At 47.1% G+C, this 3,077-nt stretch carries 4 protein-coding genes; 2 read left to right on the top strand and 2 right to left on the bottom strand.

Annotated features, from left to right (window positions below; genetic code table 11):
- Window positions 1–182 precede the first annotated feature (182 nt).
- Both Q0546_RS11805 and Q0546_RS11800 read left to right on the top strand, forming a co-directional pair.
- Window positions 183–629: a copper resistance protein NlpE N-terminal domain-containing protein gene (locus Q0546_RS11805; RefSeq protein ID WP_298793281.1), complete on the top strand. Its 447-nt coding sequence runs from the start codon at window positions 183–185 to the stop codon at window positions 627–629.
- Window positions 630–668: 39 nt separating this feature from the next.
- Window positions 669–1,871, top strand: a complete 1,203-nt coding sequence (locus Q0546_RS11800) for an MFS transporter (protein WP_298793279.1) — start codon at window positions 669–671, stop codon at window positions 1,869–1,871.
- Between the two features lie 136 nt (window positions 1,872–2,007).
- On the opposite strand, the gene Q0546_RS11795 is transcribed toward Q0546_RS11800, so the two are convergent.
- Together Q0546_RS11795 and Q0546_RS11790 are read right to left on the bottom strand one after the other, a co-directional pair.
- The gene (locus Q0546_RS11795) at window positions 2,008–2,814 is read right to left on the bottom strand and encodes a protein-glutamate O-methyltransferase CheR (protein ID WP_298793277.1); all 807 of its coding nucleotides are present in this window, start codon (window positions 2,812–2,814) and stop codon (window positions 2,008–2,010) included.
- On the bottom strand, window positions 2,807–3,077 hold a 271-nt coding region (locus Q0546_RS11790), incomplete at its 5' end, for a chemotaxis protein CheB (RefSeq protein ID WP_298793275.1). The genes Q0546_RS11790 and Q0546_RS11795, both read right to left, overlap by 8 nt.

Genomic DNA, 3,077 nt, shown 5'->3' with positions numbered 1-3,077 from the left:
ACCGGCTTTTAAAAACAAGACTGCAAAGGCCAGCACGACCACGGCAAATACGATAAACGGGATGCTCTCTTCCATGACTACTCCTTAAAATATTTTTTATGATTTTAGCCGCTTTTTGCTAAAAAATCGCCATTTTAGCGGAAAATTTTTAGTATAATTAGCCAAAATTTTAAGGATAAATCATGAAAAATATTTTATTTTTAGCCGCGGCTGCGATGATATTTGCAGGCTGTGCGACCGGCGGAAGCGCCGTAAATAACAAAAAATGCGGCGGCACGGAGGTTTTTGAAACGTGCGGCGCCGAGGTAGATAAGGAAAATTTGATCGGAGTTTACGAGGCTAAGGTGCTTTGCGACGGATGTAGCGAAAACTCAAAAAGCACGCTAACCCTAAATGCGGACAAAACGTTTAAAATCGACACCGTTTATCAAAAAAAGATCGCGCAAAGAGAGCTACAAAGCGGTAAATACGAGATAGAGGGCAACACCCTAAGCGTGACGAATCAATACCGCGAAAAGCTAAATTTCGAGATTAGCGGCGATACGCTTCGCCAGATCAGCAACCAAAACAGCTTTATCAAAGAAAATTTCGCCCAGGAGCGCATCTACAAAAAGCTAGAAGCAAACTAATCGGCAAATTTAGCGCTCAAATTTAACCCGAAGCCCAAAATGAGTAAATTTATCAACCTACTAAAAACCCAGCCCGTTTTCGCGCGCCTCTCGCTCATACAGCTGATTTGTTATTTCGGCGTTTGGTTCTCGCACACGGGCATTTTTACGCTGCTTATCGAGCTTGACGCGCCCGTTTGGGCGATCACGGCTGCAGCTGCGCTAGCTTTCGTGCCGGGCGTGCTACTATCGCCTTTTAGCGGTATCGTGGTGGATAAATTTAGCCCCAAACCGATGCTAATAGCGCTCACTGTCGTGGAGATGGTGACTGTTTTTATGCTCGTTTTTATCGACAAACTCTCCTTGATGTGGCTGCTATTTGTGATAATATTTATCAGAGTCGGAGCCGGTGGGACGTATTTTCAGGTCGAAATGAGCCTTTTCCCCAAAATTTTAAACAAAGACGACCTAAAAACCGCAAACGAGATCCACTCACTCATTTGGGCGTTTTCATACACCGCGGGCATGGGGCTAGCGGGCATTTATATCCATTTTTTCGGGATAAAAAGCGCCTTTTTGCTAGACTGCGCTCTTTACGGCGTGGCGCTTATAGTCCTGCTTAAAACAGATATCGCCGTGCGGGCTAAAAAAGACGGCGAAAAAGTCCGCGAGATGCTAAAAAACGGCCTAAAATACGTAAAACAAAACCCTCTCATCGCGCACCTCATCATGCTGCACGCGGTTGTAGGCGTGACCAGCTACGACGCGCTCGTGGCGCTACTAGCCGACTATCCGTACGCTGGCCTGCTATCGGCATCTCTCATCATCGGCTACATCAACGCCTGTCGCGCCGTCGCCCTCATCGTCGGCCCGCTCGTGCTTAGCAAATTTGTCTCAAACTCCAACCTAGTCTATATCTACGTCGGACACAGCCTTGGCGTCATTGCGTGGAGCGCGCTGCAGTTTAACTTTTATATCGGATTTATCGGGATTTTTTGCGCGGGATTTTTCACATCGACGCTTTGGAGCTACACCTACACGCTCATCCAGCAAAAGTGCGATCCGGCATATTACGGCCGTATAATCGCCTATAACGATATGGTTTATCTGGGCGTCGCGGCGGTGATTTCTAGCGGTATAGGTTTGCTTTTTGAGCTAGGACTCAGCCTCTCGCTGATCACGGCTCTAATAGGCTGTATGTTTTTTGCCGGAGCGATTTACTGGCTTTTCGTGCGTAAAATTTACAAAGACGAGCTAGCGTAAATTTGCTTTACGGCGCGGGTTTGGCAAGTGGCAAATTTAATCAAATTTGACCCGGCAAATTTACCGTCCGCATCAAAAACGTAGCAGTCTCGGTAGGTCAAATTTATCAATCAAATTTAACGGCAATTTACTCCGCTCAGGCCTTGGCGTAATAAGTCGTTCCGTTTGAAATATGCTTTTTATAAAGCGTCGTAAACGGCACCAGATCGGCGTGTCCGACGTAGAGCCTGCCGTGATCGCTCAAAATTTTATGAAAGCGCTCGACCGTTTTTAGCTTAAATTCCTCGTTAAAATAAATCATCATATTTCGCGAAAAAATGATGTCAAATTTACCGAGCTTAAAGATCGCGTCGTCAAAGATATTTGCCACGCTAAACTCGCATCTAGGCAGCATCTCGCGCCTGATTTCGTATTTGCCGTCGCGTTTTGTAAAGTAGATATTTTTTTGATTGTCGTTTAGGCGGTGCAGTGAGCGCTCGCTATAAACGCCCTTTTTACAGCTATCGATAGCCTCGGAGTTTATGTCGACACCCACGATGCTGACGCGATTTACGTCGAGCAAATTTGAGTGCGCTAGCATACCTAGCGAGTACGCCTCGTCGCCCGTCGAGCACGGCGCGCACAGTATCCGCACGCTATCAAGCTCCTCTCTGGCGTAGTAGATCGCGGCCTGTAGCTGCGGCAACTCTCTGTAAAAATAAGTCTCGTTCGTGGTGATTAAATTTACGATTTCTTGCCTCATAAAGCGGTCTACGAGGACTTTTGAGCTTAGTGCTTCAAAGCTTGGGATGCCGTTTGCTTGGCAGAAATTTATTAGGCGTTGCTTTATCATGTCCTTTTTGGACTCTAGGTCCACGCCGCACATATTTTTGACGACTTCGACGAATTTATTTAGCCCCGCCGCATCGCTAGGAGCGGGCGTCAAATTTGAATTTTCAAGCATGTAAAAACCTTTCCAGTTCCACTCTTATACCGCCGATGGGTAGCGACTTTAAATTTGCATTGATTTCTTTCGCGCGCTTTGGCATGCCGTAGACGATCGCGCTCTCCTCGTTTTCGGCGACGCATTTAGCGCCGGCTTTGTATAGCTCGTTTAGTCCGCGCGCGCCGTCGTCGCCGATGCCAGTTAGCAGGATCGCCATGACGTCGGCAAATTTACAAGCCTGCACGCCGGAGTGAAAAAGTACGTCCACGTTTGGATTATAC

It is taken from the genome of uncultured Campylobacter sp., from assembly GCF_937997465.1.
GTDB lineage: Bacteria > Campylobacterota > Campylobacteria > Campylobacterales > Campylobacteraceae > Campylobacter_A.
This window is presented reverse-complemented; position numbering and strand designations above follow the sequence as displayed.